15 protein-coding genes are annotated in these 17241 nt (G+C 56.8%); 5 read left to right on the forward strand and 10 right to left on the reverse strand.

The features are described from left to right. Window positions 1-88: 88 nt before the first annotated feature. Genes Q2T52_RS14045 through Q2T52_RS14075 form a run of 7 tightly spaced genes read right to left on the reverse strand, consistent with a single transcriptional unit; the run spans window position 89 to window position 5782 of the window. Window positions 89-1216, reverse strand: coding sequence for a hypothetical protein (locus Q2T52_RS14045; RefSeq protein ID WP_302077403.1), 1128 nt, complete (start codon window positions 1214-1216; stop codon window positions 89-91). Continuing rightward, complete coding sequence (locus Q2T52_RS14050) at window positions 1213-1806, reverse strand: hypothetical protein (RefSeq protein ID WP_302077404.1); 594 nt, start codon at window positions 1804-1806, stop codon at window positions 1213-1215. Before Q2T52_RS14050 ends, Q2T52_RS14045 begins: the two co-directional genes overlap by 4 nt. 39 nt (window positions 1807-1845) lie before the next feature. Then, the gene (locus tag Q2T52_RS14055) at window positions 1846-2295 is read right to left on the reverse strand and encodes a hypothetical protein (RefSeq protein WP_302077405.1); all 450 of its coding nucleotides are present in this window, start codon (window positions 2293-2295) and stop codon (window positions 1846-1848) included. 35 nt (window positions 2296-2330) lie between these two features. After that, window positions 2331-2819 (reverse strand): hypothetical protein, encoded by a 489-nt coding sequence (locus Q2T52_RS14060; protein WP_302077406.1) that lies wholly within the window; start codon window positions 2817-2819, stop codon window positions 2331-2333. A 7-nt stretch (window positions 2820-2826) separates the two neighbouring features. Then, a complete protein-coding gene (gene sctB, locus Q2T52_RS14065; protein ID WP_302077407.1) occupies window positions 2827-3762 on the reverse strand; it encodes a type III secretion system translocon subunit SctB in 936 nt (311 codons plus the stop codon). Window positions 3763-3789: 27 nt separating this feature from the next. Next, complete coding sequence (sctE, locus tag Q2T52_RS14070; RefSeq protein ID WP_302077408.1) at window positions 3790-5055, reverse strand: type III secretion system translocon subunit SseC family protein; 1266 nt, start codon at window positions 5053-5055, stop codon at window positions 3790-3792. A 43-nt stretch (window positions 5056-5098) separates the two neighbouring features. Continuing rightward, window positions 5099-5782 carry a tetratricopeptide repeat protein gene (locus Q2T52_RS14075; RefSeq protein WP_302077409.1) on the reverse strand — a complete coding sequence of 228 codons (684 nt, stop codon included), beginning with the start codon at window positions 5780-5782 and terminating at the stop codon, window positions 5099-5101. Between the two features lie 202 nt (window positions 5783-5984). On the opposite strand from Q2T52_RS14075, the gene Q2T52_RS14080 reads away from it, so the two are divergent. From Q2T52_RS14080 to Q2T52_RS14090, 3 genes are read left to right on the forward strand one after another with little or no spacing between them, the layout of a single operon-like run. Then, window positions 5985-6446 (forward strand): MarR family winged helix-turn-helix transcriptional regulator, encoded by a 462-nt coding sequence (locus Q2T52_RS14080; RefSeq protein ID WP_302077410.1) that lies wholly within the window; start codon window positions 5985-5987, stop codon window positions 6444-6446. Further along, window positions 6439-7659, forward strand: a complete 1221-nt coding sequence (locus tag Q2T52_RS14085) for an HlyD family secretion protein (RefSeq protein WP_302077411.1) — start codon at window positions 6439-6441, stop codon at window positions 7657-7659. Before Q2T52_RS14080 ends, Q2T52_RS14085 begins: the two co-directional genes overlap by 8 nt. Continuing rightward, complete coding sequence (locus Q2T52_RS14090) at window positions 7656-9200, forward strand: DHA2 family efflux MFS transporter permease subunit (RefSeq protein ID WP_302077412.1); 1545 nt, start codon at window positions 7656-7658, stop codon at window positions 9198-9200. Before Q2T52_RS14085 ends, Q2T52_RS14090 begins: the two co-directional genes overlap by 4 nt. Window positions 9201-9260: 60 nt before the next feature. On the opposite strand, the gene Q2T52_RS14095 is transcribed toward Q2T52_RS14090, so the two are convergent. Continuing rightward, a complete protein-coding gene (locus Q2T52_RS14095; RefSeq protein ID WP_302077413.1) occupies window positions 9261-12431 on the reverse strand; it encodes a beta strand repeat-containing protein in 3171 nt (1056 codons plus the stop codon). Window positions 12432-12763: 332 nt separating this feature from the next. Here Q2T52_RS14095 and Q2T52_RS14100 point away from each other — a divergent pair, with 332 nt between their 5' ends. Further along, window positions 12764-13681, forward strand: a complete 918-nt coding sequence (locus Q2T52_RS14100; RefSeq protein WP_302077414.1) for a hypothetical protein — start codon at window positions 12764-12766, stop codon at window positions 13679-13681. A gap of 436 nt (window positions 13682-14117) precedes the next feature. Beyond that, window positions 14118-15032: a hypothetical protein gene (locus Q2T52_RS14105; RefSeq protein WP_302077415.1), complete on the forward strand. Its 915-nt coding sequence runs from the start codon at window positions 14118-14120 to the stop codon at window positions 15030-15032. Window positions 15033-15237: 205 nt separating this feature from the next. On the opposite strand, the gene Q2T52_RS14110 is transcribed toward Q2T52_RS14105, so the two are convergent. Together Q2T52_RS14110 and Q2T52_RS14115 are read right to left on the reverse strand one after the other, a co-directional pair. Continuing rightward, window positions 15238-16332 carry a quaternary amine ABC transporter ATP-binding protein gene (locus tag Q2T52_RS14110; RefSeq protein ID WP_302077416.1) on the reverse strand — a complete coding sequence of 365 codons (1095 nt, stop codon included), beginning with the start codon at window positions 16330-16332 and terminating at the stop codon, window positions 15238-15240. Continuing rightward, entirely contained in the window at window positions 16329-17213 is an 885-nt protein-coding gene (locus Q2T52_RS14115) for an ABC transporter permease (protein ID WP_302077785.1), read from the reverse strand. The genes Q2T52_RS14110 and Q2T52_RS14115 overlap by 4 nt, the downstream gene beginning before the upstream one ends. Window positions 17214-17241: the final 28 nt, after the last annotated feature.

Consider the following 17241-nt stretch of genomic DNA (forward strand, 5'->3'; position numbering starts at 1 on the left):
CTGCTGTTCTCGGCACACTAATTCTTTAGGCGTTCGCCACTTGTGCCGAATGCAACGCGGTGATCCGGTTAGCGCCCTAACCGGCTTGCTATTTCAAGTGCAGCCGCTGGCGCGATCCACTCTCGCCGTCAGATGCCAGATCTTCCAGACGCTCAAGCTCCGCTCGCAACAGGGCCACCAAGTCCTCCGTCACTGCCAGGAGAAAATCCAGCGCCGCCAGCAACTTTGCGCGCTTCGCACTTGCCTTGAGTATGCGAAGCAGCTTCTCCAGCGACTTCGGCGCGTTCAATACCTTGCCGATGCTGAGCAGCAGGTCACGCTCCACATCGGATAATTCCTTTTGTTGCTGAACAAAGCTGGCAACAACAGCGGGAACGCCTTCGATCGGGCGTGGTGGAGGCCAGCCGGGAATCATGGCGGCATTCAAGATGAAGGAGGCGATGATACCAGCTCTTTCGACCTGAAATGGCTGCATCTGTTGCTGCGGAGGCGTAAGAGATACACCGTCAGCCCCATCACGCTCATCGGTCAGAAGGTGCTCAAGAACGGAAACGAGATCTAATAAGGCCAGGCGTTCGTCCAGCTTGCCTCTCTCCTTCTCCGAGGCTGGAGCATGCATCGGATCCAACGAAGGGTCGGCATCTCGGCCGATTGACGCATCTGGAGGTCCTAAGCCTACCGTCAAAGCGGGGAGGTCAAGGAAGGGGTCGGATAAGGTCGAAATATATTGCGCTGAGCCTCGACTGGCGGGGTCGAGCGTTGAGACGGTGAGATTTGTCGAGGCTGGCGACGATAGCTCGGCTGCATCCACACCCGACGGGGCCTGGGTGGTGCCATTAACCTCAGCGGACCGCGTTTGTGCATGTCCGATACCCTCAGACGTCAAGCGAGCATCGAAAGAGCGAGCATCCGCCGGCACGGTACTTGAGTTGGCCAGGGCGAACTTCTTCAATGTCTCCCGGATCGCGTTATGCGCCTCAGGCCTCTGGGCATCTGCAAAAGGGCTCCTCAGACCTGCGAGCCCGACCTCGGAGGAACGAGATTCATATTTATCGACCTCAATGACAGAAAAATCAGTCAGCGTGCTCCTGTGTGAGGGATCATCTATCTTGGGCAAATCCGGGTCAGTCACACTGGGTGCGCTCCCGCCGATATTCTGTCCAATCAGCAAGAGCAGGTCCCGGATAACAGAACTGGGAATTCCGCCAATCATCATGGACGCTGCCCGAGGGCAGAGACAACGGTCTGTAAGCGCTTAGCTTGGTCCACCACAACCACAGGGATTGTTGCATCATTCAGCCTGAAGAAGACATCCAGCGTGGTGCGAGCGGCGTCCAGACGATGTTGAACAGCGAAAACGTCCGCGAGGTGGAAATAGGGTAAAGCCCAGTTCGGGCGTAGTCTTGCGGCTACGGCAAAGGCTATCTCCGCAAATGATAATCGCCCGCATGCGCGCAGTGATACCCCGTAAGCCACCCAGAAGTCCGCCACGCGACCGTCGAGCGTACAAAGTGCCCTGAAGAGGGGCTCTGCGCGTTCCGGACGTCCTGCAGAAAACCATCGGCATGCGCGATCGTAAACCGCATCCGCCAGCGCGTCTGGCAGTCCGAGTGCAGCACCGACCGGCTTGCCGGCCTTTAGTTCCTCCATGAAAACCGTTCCGTCCAACCCCCGTGCGGCAAGGCCCACTTCAACCACCTCGCCAAATGTTTCAGCTTCCCTCCGTTCTAGACCGAAAAGCGCGGCGAGAAGATCGACATCAGCAGCTTGGCCATGCAGACCAGAACCGGAGGCGTTAGGTGGCATGTGGCTCTCCCGAGGCACGGGGTTGCAATCACTGTGATATCAGGCCGCAGATGAGGCTGCCCGTATGGCAAGAAGACGCTCGGCTTCTGCTGCGATTGCACCGGCGCCCCGTTCCCGGTCCAGCTTGATAGCCATGCTCAAGTCTTCCTGCGCTTCGGCGTCATAACCGGCCATGAGACACGCGCGGCCGCAGAGAAAATAGCCCCGGGCATCCTGGGGTGCCATCGCGATCAGAACCGAGGCGGCCTGAATGACCAATTCGTGTTGCTCAAGCTCTGCTGCGCATTCGGCGAGCCCAAGCTGGATGTTGATGTCCGCCGGATCACAGAGCGCCAACATGGCGAACATCCGCAGGGCTTCGGGACCTTCCCCCCTTCGAAGCATCGCTGTGGCCGCGGCGACGCCGATGGAGAGATCCCCCGGCTTCAAGCCCAGGGCTTCCAGAAAGATTGTGTTGTCAAAGGCCGCAGCCTGCGAAGAAAGGCTCATGGCGAGGATCCTTCAAGTTGAGCATGTGAGACCGGTCAGGGTCTGAAAATGAGAGCTTGTTCGAAACCGGGTTCGGAGGGATTCGAGGTCGGCGGTGCGGTGCGTGCCACACCGCCGACTGGTTGCGCCGCGCGGTGGATTTCAATACGGCGCAACACATCTTCGATCCGCGAAACAAGACCTTCTGGATCGCGATCGAAGTATGGAAAATGGGCTTCCACACAGACCATGTCGCGGCCATCCGGGCTCGGCTTGATATAGGTGCCGACTTCGATATCGATCAGCAGACCCGCATTGACGCGCAGGATTTGATCAATCGCCGCTTGTCGCTGCACCGGATCTTCCGGCAATAGCCCGGCAAGCGCTTCGATACGCAGCAGGCCGCGGTCGTCATCGGCGAGATCGACGGCGGTTCCCTCGATACGCAGCCGCACGCTGCCCGATCCATCAAAACGCGGCTCGGGCAGGCTCAGGCGTGCGAACAGGCGTTGAACAGCCAGCCGAAAAGGATCGTCGCGCATCAAGTTCCTCTTACGCACGGGTGATCGCGCGCATCTGCTCAACTTCGGTGTCGTTGAGTTCCTTGAGGAAATTGATGATGGCGGCCATCATGTCCTTCAGGTTCTGCTGGATCTCCTTGGCAACGTCTCCCTGCTGAGCCGCCGTTGTTGCCAGTGCCGATTTTTCCTCCGCTTCGGCATCGTCAAGTTTTGCCTGCGCATCGAGTATCTTGGAGGCGCTCCCCGATAGGTTCTGGACGGATTCGCCCAACGAATTGAGGATTTGGTTTTGCATCTGCGCCACATTTGCCTTGGCTTCCGCGATCTTGAACCGATCCTCATAGGCGACCTTCTTCGCAGACAGCTTCATCGCCTTGGCCTCGCCGGCAAGATCGCCCTGAACGTTTCCAAGTTGGCCTATCTTCTTGTCAGCGCTATGCACGCCCTTGGCAGATGTCGACATGTCCTTCACAGCACTCATCTGCTGCTTGAGGTTCATCAGTCCAATCGACGTGCTCATTGCCGCCGAGACCACCGTCAAAACCAGCGACATGATGGCGCCCTCCATCATCTTTTCGGCAGCCTCGCGCATCTCACTGGCCTGGCCTTGCATGGCAGCCTTTTGCTCTTCATAGGCGGCAGTGCGGTTCTCCAGCGCATTCTGACGCTGCTCGGCTGCGAGCTTGATCATGATTGCGCCGATCAGCTGCGAGATGGAACCACCAGCCCCTCCTTCCAGCATTGCCATTGCATCCGCCAGTCGCTGCTCGGCACCGGGTGGCACTTTTGTGGAACCGCCCGTCCCCAAAATATTGCTGCTTCCGTCCGCAGCAACCGGGGGCGTCATACCGCTGCCGGCAGCATTTCCGAGACCTGCCTGTTGCGCATTGCCCACATCCTGACTGGCGTCGGTGCCGGCCAGACTGTTCATCCCGGGGGCGTTTACCCCTAAACCGTTGATACTCATGGTCGCTATCCTTGCTTCAATTGCGCATCACGCACGGAATTTCATGGAGGCCGTCGTGTCGGCCTTGTCCTTGATCGTCTCCACGATCATATCGAGCACGTCGTTGAACCGGTTGGAGGCGTTAATCAGCCGCTGCAGCGCCTGATCGATCATGTCGTCAAGCTGCGTCATGAGCGCTTCCATGGCCTTGGCCTCGGCCTCCTTCTTTTTCGCCTCTGAATCCAGTTCGGTCGCCTGATAATGGATGACGCCTTCTGCGACATCGGTTCCAGCCGAAGCAGTCTGCTGGGTGACGGAGGCTACCTCCGTCACCCGGCCCGCGATTTTGGCACCCTTGACAGCGGTGCTGATGCTCTCTTCGCCGACATCCTGTCCGGCCTTCGCGGCCCTATAGGCAGATGTGACAACGTTCTTCGCGCCACGCGCCAATTCCGTCAGCTTTTCGGAAATGCTGGTGGCGGTGCTCACAGACTTCTGGGCAGTCTGTCCTGCCTGAATGCCCACCTGAACGCCTGTCTTGAGAGCATTTGCCAGGCTGGCTGCGCCCGCCCCCAGCGAGAGAACAACGGTAATCACGGTCAGGGCTATGCTGAACCCCATGTCAGCCTTCTGAACCGCCTCCTGCGTTTCCTTGTCGCTCTTGCCGTCAGCCTTCATGGCCATATAGGTGACGCCTCCGGCAATGCCGAAACCGGCGCCGCCGTTCAAACCCATTTCCTTTGTGACTTCCTGCACCGTGTCCGCAACGGCAAGCGCCACGGTCGTGACAGCTGCACCAATCAACATGGCACCAACGACTGCGCCGACCCCGGTTGCAATCATGATGGCAGCCGTCACGATGGCCAGGATGGCGCCGATCCACTCAAAAGCCAGCTTGATCTTGTCGAAGATATTGCCGCTACCCTTTTTATCGAGCGCTTCCTGGAGTTTCTTTGCCGCCTCTTCGAGCTTCTTCTGCTTGCTCTGAAGCTCGTCCTTCTTCGTTTGCTGATCGAGCTTGACCTTGTCTTTCTGGCTGGCAGTCTCTCGGTCCTTCAGCGCCTCGAAGATCTCCACCAGCATGACTTCGGTGTCCTCGCGGGGAGCGTCGGTCATCAAACCCTTCACACTCTCCATCAAGGCCGCCATGGAGGGCGAGATCGGGTTCATTGAAGCGCTGACGGGCACATCGGCGCCGGTCACAGCACCAACGCCAACCCCAACCGGGGCCTCATCGCTGACCTGACCGTTCTGATTCAACTGCTGCAGCTTGATGGAAATCAACGACTGCACACTGGATGAAATATCCGGCATCAATACCTCCTCTTAAGCGGCTGTGCCGCAAGGGGTTTACAGTTCAGGCTGCCGCCCCGGCGGCGCCAATGGCTATCAACAAATTTTCGGCCTGTTCGACATTCCCCGGTCGCCCCTTGCCCTCACGGGCGAAGGAAAGCGCCGCGCCAATGGCTTCGCGCGCTTCGGACAATTCGCCTGCACTCATCAGGCATTCCCCCAAACGGAGATAACCCTCTGGATTGGTGGCATCGAGCGCCAGGAACTGGAGATAGAAGAAGGCAGCACGTTCCAGATCGGACTTCAGCTGGAAGACGACGCCCAGCAGATACAGCGCGCGATCCTCAAGATTGTCGAATTGAACGGTCTGCACTAAAACGTCGCGAGCTTTGTCCAGCTCGCCTGCCTGGATCAGGGAGGCAGCAAGATTGATCAGAGCGTCACGATGCTCTTTCTTGATGCCTAGGATATCTCCAAGCGAAAGCCCCTGCTGCATCAAATCGAGAATGCTCTGCTCCCGATGATCAAGCTCCATCTGACCGAGAATATCCTTTAGGAAATCGGCTGCAATTTCAGTTGCCCCCTGCATCATCCCGGCATTTGTGTATTTGCTGTTGAGGATCGACATTCCTGGCTCCTGTCTATTCTCGGCATGACAAGAACAGTAATGGAGCCTTGGCAGAGGCGCTGTGTCGTAAAGGACAGACAACCAAAGCTCAGCAGCCCAATGCCTGCTTTCTTCACTCACCCTCGAGCACGGCGTTGGTACGCGGATTCATTAAGTGCGTTGTCCGGACACCGTCGAAGGGCGTCCCGTTGGTATCGTCCAGAGCACCATCCCCAGACTGGAGGTTAGAAGCTGAGCGCGATTGCGCATCAGCACGCAGCTCTTGCGTCCCCGCAATGTCATATGCTAGTCTATGACAGACTTATACATATTAGATATCCTTATGACATCCAAAGAGTCTTTGATCCTCCTGAGCGAAGTTGCGCGGCTTTTGCGGAAGCGGTTCGAGCAGCGAGCGCAGTTGTTGGGACTAACGAGACCTCAGTGGAGGACACTCGCTCACCTCTCGAAAAATGAGGGAATGCATCAAGCCGCTCTCGCGGAATTGCTTGAGATCGAGCCCATTGCGCTTGTTCGGATCGTGGACCAGTTGGTTGAGCGCGGTTTTGTCGAAAGGCGCCGCCATGCAACAGACAGGAGGATGTGGCTTCTTCACACGCTTGAAGCAGTTCGCCCCTTGCTGGACGAAATCCATGTGCTCGCCGACGCCACCAAGGAAGAGGCTCTCAAAGATATCGAACAGGATCGTCTGGATCAGGCATTCGCGGTTCTATCTGAAATCAAGGAAAACCTCCTGCAGGCCTGTGCAACGCCGTTCGCAGAGAAAGAGCACAAAAATGGATAGTAAGCCTGGGCCTCAGGCCTTGCCCAATACTGACGCAGTGGCAAAAAACCGCGTCGGTGACACGCATACGAATTCGGTCGATGATGCGTCCGCTTCAAATGGTCCGACAGTGATCGCGAACGTGGCGCCCGAGAGCGAGAAGCCCCAGCGCAACCGGCGTAATATCGTGAGGCCGATACTGTTCATGGCACTTCCCGTGGCATTGCTTGCGGGCGGCTACGCTTATGTCAACGGCGGACAAATTATGTCCACCGATAACGCGTATGTGCAGGCCGACAAGGTCGGCATTACCACCGACGTATCGGGTATCGTGCAAACCATCAATGTTCACGAGAACGAACAGGTTAAGGAAGGGCAAATCCTTTTCCGTCTTGATCCGGAGCCATTTCAGATCGCACTTCAAGGCGCCCAGGCACAACTGGGAACGCAGCGGAACGAGATCCTAAACCTTAAGGCCAGCTACAAGCAGTCTTTGGCGGAGATCACACAGGCACAGTCCGACCTTCCATATTTTCAATCTCAATTTGATCGGCAGCAGAACCTTGTCAATAATGGCAGTGCGACCCGCACCGCCTATGATGAAGCAAAGCACAATCTTGATGCAGCAAATCAGAAGGTCGAGGTAGCGAAGGCCAAGGCCGCTACGACCCTTGCCCAGCTAGGGGGTAACGCGGATCAGCCGGTTGAGGAAAATCCGCTGTATCTGCAGGCGGAAGCACAAGTGGATAAGGCGCAGAGAGATCTCGATCATGCAACGGTGAAAGCACCCTTTGCGGGCATCGTGGCGAATGTAAGCTCGCTGCAGGTTGGGTCATATTTGGCCGCATCTTCACAGGCTTTCTCCCTTGTGTCGACTGAGCGGGTTTGGATTGATGCCAGTCCCAAGGAAACTGAGCTGACCTATGTAAAGCAAGGCCAGCCTGCGACGATTTCCGTCGATGCCTATCCTGGTATCGTCTGGAACGGCACTGTCGAGAGTATCAGCCCGGCTTCAGGCTCCAGCTTTTCACTCCTGCCGGCCCAGAATACGACGGGCAACTGGGTGAAGGTCGTGCAGCGCATCCCGATGCGCATCGGCATCCAATCGGCGGCAGACAAGCCGCCGCTGCGCGTGGGGATGAGTACCGAGCTCTCGATCGATACAGGACACGCCCGCGGGCTCCCAGAATTTCTGAAAAACCTGGTCGGCCTTTTCACCCGGAAAGAGCCATGACGAGCGTCGCCTCGCATTCCGTTCCGAGGATTAAGAATCGCGGCGCCATCACTGCCTGCGTGATCCTTGCCGTGATCATGCAGGCGCTCGACACGACAATCGCAAACGTTGCCCTACCATACATACAAGGCAGCGTGTCGGCTTCCGCCGACCAGGTAAATTGGGTCCTCACGTCCTACATCGTTGCGGCCGCAATTATGACGCCCCCGTCGGGCTTCCTCGCCGCTCGCTTCGGTCGCAAGAATGTATTGCTTGCTGCGATAGCCGGGTTCGTATTCGCGTCCATCCTATGTGGTCTTGCGCAAAGCCTTCCGCAGATCGTGGCATTTCGTCTCTTGCAAGGCTTCTTCGGCGCCTCTCTCGTACCCCTGTCACAGGGAATACTGCTCGACATCTACAATCCGGAAGAACGCGGCTCTGCCATGGCGCTTTTCGGTATATCTGTGATGGTTGGACCGGTGCTCGGTCCCGTGATCGGTGGTTGGCTTACGGACAATATGAGTTGGCGCTGGGTCTTCTACATCAACGTCCCCATCGGAGCGCTCGCCTTTGTCGGCATAGTTACCTTTGTGTCTGAAACCAGTAAAGATGCCGGCTCAAAGCTCGACTGGTTCGGCTTCGGAATGATGAGCCTGTTCATCGCATCTCTACAGCTCTTTTTGGATCGTGGCGAGCAACTCGACTGGTTTTCGTCTGGAGAGATCCTGATCGAAGCCATCGTCTGCGGATCAGCATTTTATCTGTTACTTGTCCACACCCTGACAGCAAACAAGTCATTCGTAAATCCACGGCTGTTTCTTGATCAGAACTTTGCCGTCAGCATGATCTTCATATTCGTGGTTGGCATTACCTATCTCGCCTCTCTGGCTCTGATGACGCCTTACCTACAGACGCTGATGGGATATCCGGTCGTCACCGCGGGTATTGTCATGGGGCCGCGCGGGTTGGGTACAATGGTTTGCATGTTTATTGTCGGTCGACTGATCGGCAAAGTCGACACGCGCCTGCTCTTGCTCGCCGGCCTCGGACTTACGGCTTGGGCAATGTACGATATGACCGGCTGGACGCCAGACGTCGCCCAGTGGACGATCATGCAAGTCGGCTTCGTTCAGGGCGCCGGGTTGGGCTTCCTCTTCGTGCCGCTGACGACTATGGCCTTCTCGACGCTGCCAGCGCATATGCGCGGCGACGGTACCGGACTTTATAACCTCTCGAGAAACATCGGCTCCTCCGTTGGAATTTCCTTGGTGACGACCTTGATCACCGAAAACATCCAGAAGAACCATGAGAGCATCGCGGCCTATGTGACGCCCTTCAACCGTGGCTTCGACAATCCCGTTATTCAGAGCACAATGAGCCCATTAACCGCAACCGGCCGAGCCGCTCTGGATGGCAGCATTACCCTCCAATCGACGATAATCGCCTATATGGACGACTTTAAGCTCCTTATGCTCTTATCAATTGCTGCAATGCCACTCGTTCTGATGCTTAAGAAGCCTGCTAAACCCGCTGAAGTCGATCATAGTGCTGTGATGGAATAACAGCTATTGCGTTAGGTGAAGGCAGAAGTCGTCGAGTAACTTTTAACTTCGCGATTTCGTTCACCTATAAATGGCATACGCCGCAACAACAGCCTCTACTTGCGCCGCATCGAGCGCAGCCATCTGTTGTGAGGTTAATGAATACAGTTGCTCGCTTGAGAGCGACAAAATATCCGTGGTTGAAAGGCCAGATACTGCGCTCGAAATAATCGCGGAAATCTCAGTGGGGCTGAATGTCGCAATGTCGCCGGTCGACATGGCGCGTATTCCGGCTGCCGATAAGGAAACGATTTGGCGGCTGTTGAGTGCAGCCACTTGTAACGTCGATAACGCAGCAATCTGGTAAGACTTCAACGCCGCCATTTGCCCTGTTTTCAGGGCGCCGATCTGATTGGTGGAGAGAGCAGCCATGCCTGCCGAAGAGAGGCCTGAAATTGCGGCCGTACTCATTGACGCAATTTGATCGGTCGACATTGCCGCTATATCACTGGCGGTCAGGGAACCGACCTGCCTCACACCCAAAACGCCGATTTGACCCGTGCTCAAGACGTGGATCTGGTCGGTCGTCAGGGCTGCCATCTGAGCGCTGGTCAGCGCGACAATCTGGCTAGTCGTCAGGGCTGCGACCTGATTTGTAGAAAGCGACTGGATGCTATCTGTCGAAAGCCCTGAAATCGTTCGCGCCGTTATAGCAGCGATATCTGAGGCTGATAACGCTGCTAAATTGGTGGTGGACAAGCCCGCTATTGCCGCAGGTGTCAAAGCCCCGATTTGGGCCGTGTTCAACACTGCAATCTGATTGGTCGATAATGCGGCAGCCTGACCGCTCGTCAGCGCAGCCATAACGATTGTCTTCAAAGCGGCGATCTGGCCGGCCGAAAGCGCTGTGATGCCGCTGGTCGATAAAGCGGCAACTTGCCGTGGTGCCAAGGCGCCTATCTGGCTTGAGCTCAACACACTGATCGCCCCGGTGGCGAATGCGGCAATCTGGCCGGTGGAAAGTGCCGCGATCTGTGCCGTCGAGAAGGCTGCAACCTGGTCCGTTGAAAGTGATGCAACACTGCTTGTGGACAGCCCTGAAATCGCCCGCGTACTGATCGCATTGATCTTGGAGGACGTGAACGTGGGGATGTCCTCAGAGGAAAGCCCACTGATGGCGGACGTTGTCAATGCCGCAATCTGCGCAGTGCTCAATGCAGCGACTTGAATACTGGAAAACCCCGCCATTTGATTGCCGCTCAGCCCTGCCATGGCGGCCGGCTTCAGAGCGCCAAGCTGGCTGGACGATAGAAGCGAAAGCTCAGCAGTGGTGAAGGCGGCGACCTGCGTTGGCCCTAAAACACCGATTTGGCTTGAATTGAGGGCATTGAGTTGGTTCGTTGTGAACGCTGCAAGCTGCGTAGTAGCCAGCGCGGTGATCTGACCGGTTGTAAGCGCTGCAATCTGGTCCGTCGAAAAGCTTGCTATGCTGGAGGTCGCAAAGCCAGACATCGCTTTCGGATTGATTGCCGCAATTTGTGAAGGGGTTAATATTGCAACGTCTGCCGCAGAAAGGCCCTTAACGGCGCTCGCAGTCAACACGGCAATCTGGCCACCGGCCAACACGGCAAGCTGACTGGTGGAGAGAGCATCAATCTGACTTGATGTGAGCGATGCAACCAAGTTTGTATTGAACGCGCCTATCTGTCCGGTTGAAAGCACATCGAGATTCTGCGCTGACAAACCTCCGCTCTGACTTGCCCTCAAAACAGAGATCTGCTGCGTCGTAAGCGCTCGGATCTGGCTGCTTGTCAACGCTGATATCTGCGCGATCGTCAGAACGCCAATCTGCCTGGTTGCCAACGCTGCGACTTGATCGGTCGAGAGGGATGCGACACCGAGTGTCGATAGTCCTGCCATCGCCGTTGGATTGATCGCAGCGATCTCGGCTGTCGTCAAAGCCGCAAGATCTTGCGTGGGCATTGCGCCGATCGCCGTTGCCGTTAGCGCGGCGATCTGCGCCACGTTCAAGGCCATAGCTTGGCCGCTAGAAAATCCGCCGACCTGACGCGTGCTGAGTGCCGCAATAGCATTCGTTGAAAGCGCGAGGATTTGACCGGTTGAGAGTATTGCAATGTCGTCACTGGTTAAACCTGTGATCTGGTTGGCCCCAAATGCAGCAATCTGGCCAGAACTCAGAACGGAAATTTGTGCGGATGTTAACGCGGCGATTTGGCGACCCGATAGCGCTGCCATTTGCCCTGTTTTCAGGGCGCCTATCTGACTGGTGGAGAGCGAGGCCATGCCCGCCGAAGAGAGGCCTGAAATTGCCGCCGTACTCATTGACGCAATCTGATCGGTCGACATTGCCGCCATATCACTGGCAGTCAGGGAACCGACCTGCCTCACGCCCAAAACGCCGATCTGACCCGTACTCAAGACGTGGATCTGGTCGGTCGTCAATGCCGCTATCTGAGCGTTTGTCAAAGCGACAATCTGGCCAGTCGTCAGGGCTGCGACCTGATTTGTAGAAAGCGACTGGATGCTACCTGTCGAAAGTCCTGAAATCGCTCGCGCCGCTATAGCTGCGATATCCGAGGTTGATAATGTTGCTAGATTGGTTGTGGACAAGCCTGCTATTGCCGCAGGTGTCAAAGCCCCGATTTGGGCCGTGTTCAACACAGCAAGCTGATTGGTCGACAATGCGGCAGTCTGACTGGTGGTAAGTGCTGCGATCTGTGCTGTCGAGAAGGCCGCAACTTGGTCCGTCGAAAGCGATGAAATGCCGCTTGTGGAAAGCCCTGAAATCGCTCTTGGGCTGATTGCATTGATCTTGGAGGAGGTGAAAGTGGCGATATCCTGAGTTGAAAGCCCACTGATGGCGGATACTGTCAATGCAGCAATCTGCTCAGTGCTCAACTCAGCGACCTGACTACTGGAAAACGCCGCAATTTGACTGCCGCTCAGCGCGTTCATTTGGCTTGAACGCATTCCATTGATTTGCACGGCAGACAAGATTGCCAACTGATCCAGGCTTAACCCGCCGATCGAGGCTGCCGGCACTGAGCTTATTTGGGCCTTTGTGAGCGCCTTGACATCTGCGGTATTAAACGCAGCTATCTGACTTGCGGACAAAGCCTTAATCTGATTGGTGCTAAATTGCGAAATATCTTCGGTTGTTAAAGAGGCAATCGCGCCGGCAGTGAGGGATCTTATCTGGCTATACGTCAAAGAAGGAATGATCGTGGTCATGAAAATCTCTCAATATCAACATGACAGCACTTAGCCCGTTGATCAATTCATTCAATTTATACAACTAAGTATATTTAACGTGATTTTGTTGTATTGATATTTCGACCTTTTCGCTGACAAATCTCAACTTTCGCGATTATCTTAGGGTGGCTTCCTTTTCTGAGGCTTGCGCAAATTTGGGGACGGCCCGCCCGTCACCTCCATCGCTATCCTGACAGGATACGAGGCAGCCATTCTCCGTACAGGGCCATTCCCCATTGTCTTGTGCCTTATCCGCCCCATCCTCTTTTGCGCCGCGCATCAAAAGCGGCCGCCAACAGACAGGAGAATGCATGCCGATTTTTTTCCGCCTTGCGGCCACTTTCCTATTTATTTCTACGGCATGGATCGCTGCCGCCCAGCAACAGAAGAGCCCGGTGATGGATTGCGCCGCTCTCATCAGCCGCTCCGCGCCGCTCGTCGAGGTTAAACCGGACAGCAAGATCGAGCCGATCGAGAACGGCTGCCACGCGTCGAACGTCCTTATCTCCCAAAGCGCCTACGCACGATGGAAGGCGGCCGACCTCAGGATCACAGGCAAGGACCTTTTTGCGTCAGTCACGGCCGAGCGCCTGCCGGAAACGCTGGAGGTATCGCTGACTGGTCTTCAGTTCTCGCTCAACGCGGGCACACCGCTGTCGAACTATGTGATGGAGGTGACTCAGCTTCCCTTCGATATCCATCTTGCCTACCGTGGGGACGGCGCCAGTCAGGAGCTTACGCTTGACGATTTAAGCCTTAGAGGCACGCGTTTCGGCTCCATCGGAGTCAGCGGAGCAGCTTCCGGCGTAAGCAAGATGCCAGTTCTAGCTAGCCAGGTGGAGGAGGCGACGAAGCTCGCCGCCATTCGCAAGCTTTCGCTCAAGCTGGACAACCGCGGCGTCTTCGAGAGCATCGTGGTGATGCCGCTGATTTCCACTCTTCCGCAGGATCACGACCCCAAGCCAGCGATCGAAAGATATCGATCGTTGGCCACGGCTTTCGTGGATTCGTTGCCAGACAGGATAGCAACAAGCGATAGCAAGACCGTATTGAAGACTTTCCTGGCCGAATTTCCGCACCCAGCCGGTCGCTATCAGGTCGATATTGACGCAGAGCAGCCAATCCCCGTCGCCGATCTCCTTGGAGCCGCTTCCAAGCCGCAGGGTTTGTCGGCGCTTCTCGCCAAACTCAAGCTTTCTGCTGCACACGACTCTGACGTGGCGCAATAACCGCGGTTTCTGTCGGCAGGCAGAGGGCAGAAGGGTTAAGCATACCCTTTTGCGACAAAACCTGAGACGACTGCATCTTTTGCAGCGGTTAGCAACGGCCCCATCGCTCCCGCCCATCGGGCCCTCCCCAATGCGAACTCCAGCTGAAGCGCTATCAGATCGTTGCGTCGATCGCACCAGAGCGGCGAGCCTCCTCCACTGGCTGATGAGAGGACATTGGAATGAGAGCCGCTTCTATTGAAGTAGCGCCCTAATGCCAACCGCTAACGTCCCCTGAGGGAACGAAAGCGGAGCAGGAGAATTGTGCCTTAACAAGCCGGTTCAACGACAACATTTGGAGGCTAACCATGGGACGCGGTATTCTTCTTTGGCTTCTCGGTATTCCGCTGCCGATCGTCATTCTGCTCGTTCTCTTCATGCGCTGAGGAGAACCCATATGGCATTTACATCAACAACGGGGACATCGGCGCTTCCGGTCGAGTCCTCCCAATCGGCCATTCATTGGGGACCGATCCTCGGCGGGGTGGCTGCGGCGATTGGGGTTACACTCATCCTCGCAATGTTCGGCTCAGGCCTCGGCTTGACCATGATTTCCCCCTGGTCAGGTGAGAGCAGCTCTGCCGCAAGCGTCGGACTAAGCGCCGCAATATGGCTTGTTGTCGTGCAATGGCTATCCGCCGCCCTCGGAGGCTATCTCACGGGGCGCCTGCGTACCAAATGGGCTGCAGTCCATACAGACGAAGTTTTCTTCCGCGACACGGCTCATGGCTTTGTGTCGTGGGCAATTGCTACCATCATTGTCGCCGGTTTCCTCACCTCTTCATTGACGTCGCTTGCCGGCGCTGGAGCGCAAGCTGTCGGGTCGGTTGCCCAGGCTGCCGGAGTGGCGGGCACGGCTGCGGCGGCTTCGTCTGCAAACTCCGGCAGCACGGGCAATCCGGCAACCGCATACTTCACGGATGCATTGCTACGGCCTCAGCAGATTTCGGCTCGTGCCGAAACCGACAACGGTGCAGCAACTGCGGAAATCTCCCGCATCCTCGTGAACGGGGCATCGGCCGGCAACATCCCGGAAGAGGACAAGGCTTACATGGCCGGCATCATTGCCGCTCGTACCGGCCTTTCGCCGGACGAAGCCCGCGGCAGGGTAGATGTTGTCCTGAAGCGGGTTGATGATGCGAAGGTCGCCGCGCAAAAAGCAGCCGACGACGCTCGCAAGGCGGCCGCCACCACGGCGATGATCGGCTCTTTATCACTGCTGGTCGGCGCTTTTATTTCATCCGCTGCAGCCGCCTTTGGCGGCCGCCAACGGGATGAGGAAGAGGATGTTTTGCTATCGACGCGAATCTAACTCCGCGTCCCGAAGGCACTAGCGTGACTTAAAAGGGCGGCGACGCCCTTTTTTCGCGCTTTAAAGGGACCCGCCGAAGTTAACAATGCGTTAAACTTCTCTGGTTTGAGAATTATCACCAGCATAGTAGACCCACAGGCACAAAGAAATATCGCACCGGCCTCCGACATCTGCCCCGAAATAATAACATACTGAACCACAGCGCTTAGACAGAGACTGTGTGAGACCCGCGTAGGCAGCCAGTGTGTGCAAAAACCGGTAGCCCAGCGTCTGTTCCGACAGATGTGCGCAGGGTCGCAGCGACAATATCCGTGAACCGTACCCGCCCGAGAAGTACACCATCCGTGGACAAGACCGCTGCCTCGGATGCATCTGCCGCGATCATCCTCGACAGGGCCTCCTCAAGTGTCAGATCCGCAGTAAGCCCGAGCGGACTTTGGGCGGGTTCCCCGGCGCGCATCACCGATGACAGCGTCAGAACACGCCCTCGGTTAACCTCCTTGACGAAGGCTGAGACATAGTCGTCGGCTGGTGTCAGAACGATATCTTCAGGCGTTCCGTTCTGTACGATCAGGCCGTCCTTCAGGATTGCGATCCGGTCTCCAAGGCGCAGCGCTTCGTCGAGATCGTGCGTGATGAAGACGATCGTCTTGCGAATCTCCTTCTGCAGGTCGAGCAGAACAGACTGCATATCGACGCGAATAAGGGGATCAAGAGCCGAAAAGGCCTCGTCCATCAAAAGGATCGGTGCGTCGTTGCACAACGCGCGAGCAAGCCCGACACGCTGCTGCATGCCGCCGGACAGCTGCGAGGGAAGGCGCCGCTCATATCCGCCAAGCCCGACGCGATCGATCCATTTGCGCGCGTGGCGTTCCTGCTCGGCGCGGGCGACGCCCTTGATCTCAAGCCCATAAACTACGTTGTCGAGCACAGTGCGATGAGGCAGAAGTGCGAACTTCTGGAACACCATCGCGGTTGCTTCCCGACGAAACTGTCTCAACTCCTTCACCGAAAGGCGCGTTACATCCGTTCCCCCGACAAGGACATTGCCCGACGTCGGATCGATCAGCCGGTTGATGTGACGAATGAGCGTCGATTTGCCGGAGCCGGACAGCCCCATGATCACCTGGATGCGGCCAGACTCGATATGCAAGTTGATGTCGCTCAGTGCCAGAACGTGATTATGCGCAGACAGCATTTCAGCGCGCCCCAAACCGCTTTCGGCAAGAGCGATAAGGTTGCCTGCCTTCCCGCCAAACAACTTGTAAAGGTGTCGAATTTCAATGGCCAGACCGCTCATTGCTCATGCCCTCTTACATTCTGCAGGCGGCGGCCAAACGCCTGGCTGATGCGATCAAAGATGATCGCAATGGCGACGATGGCGAGACCATTGAATAGGCCGAGCGTGAAATACTGGTTGGCGATAGCCTTGAGGACGGGTTGCCCCAGCCCCTGCACGCCGATCATCGATGCCACGACGACCATGGCAAGCGCCATCATGATCGTCTGGTTGATGCCGGCCATGATCGTCGGAAGAGCCAGCGGCAGCTGAACCTTGACGAGTTTCTGCCAGGGCGAGGAGCCGAATGCATCCGCCGCCTCCAGCACCTCCGCGTCGACCAGCCGGATGCCGAGATCGGTCAGGCGGATGACGGGCGGCAGTGCATAGATAACAACCGCAATGAGGCCCGGCACCTTGCCGATGCCGAGGAGCATGACGACCGGGATCAGGTAGACAAAGGTCGGCATGGTCTGCATCACGTCCAGCACCGGTGTCACGCTCACGCGCAACCACTTGTAACGGGACATGAGGATGCCGACGGGAAGACCGAGCGCGATGGAGACCAGCGTCGAGGCAAAGATCATCGACACGGTCTTCATGGCATCTTCCCACATGCCAAGATAGCCGATGAGACAGAAACCCACGGTCGTTCCGAGCGCGATGCGCCAGGATCGCGTCGAGGCATAGGCGATGGCCGAAAACACCAGCACGACAATCGGCCACGGCGTGGTGATGGCAAGCTTTTCGGACCAGATCAGGAAGCTCTTCAGCGGCGCGAAGAAATCCTCGATCACCACGCCATAGGTCCGGGTGAATTGCAGGAAACCGGAATCAATGGCCTTCTTGATCTCCGTTAACCGCAGATCATCCATGGCCGGAAAGCTCTTCCACCACTCCATCGGCTGCCCTTCATAAAGCTGCAACAGG

This window comes from Rhizobium oryzicola, from assembly GCF_030504645.1.
GTDB lineage: Bacteria > Pseudomonadota > Alphaproteobacteria > Rhizobiales > Rhizobiaceae > Neorhizobium > Neorhizobium oryzicola.